The sequence below is a fragment of the Acinetobacter johnsonii genome (genome assembly GCF_048551975.1).
GTDB lineage: Bacteria > Pseudomonadota > Gammaproteobacteria > Pseudomonadales > Moraxellaceae > Acinetobacter > Acinetobacter johnsonii_A.
In genome coordinates this window covers 1-303 of record NZ_JBIMCF010000146.1, presented here as the reverse complement: position 1 = coordinate 303, position 303 = coordinate 1, and the positions used below count along the sequence as shown (strand labels likewise).

1 pseudogene is annotated in these 303 nt (G+C 37.6%); it reads left to right on the top strand.

Features of this window, described 5'->3' with window-relative positions:
* Nucleotides 1-303, top strand: a pseudogene (locus tag ACG9ZB_RS16990) (hypothetical protein); the annotation flags it as partial.

Below are 303 nucleotides of genomic sequence, written 5' to 3'. Positions count from 1 at the left end.
GCATCAGGTGTCTATGCAGGTTTTGGGTCGTTGAGTAATCTTTCGACATCATTATCTGAATCTGTAACTGGCGTATCTTCTTCAAATATGGATCTCAATGGTTTTTTCACGCAGGCTAAAGCAACCAAAGCAATGTTTATTCAGAGTCGTACGGCTTTAGATTCATTGCTTGCAAGTAAGCAGGATTCAGATGAATTAAAAGCAAAACAGAAAAGCTTGAAAACGACCTCTGACTTGAAAGAAAAAGAAGCTATTCAAAAACAGATAGTTGCATTATCAGACAGTGTGTTAGAAGCTTCACAA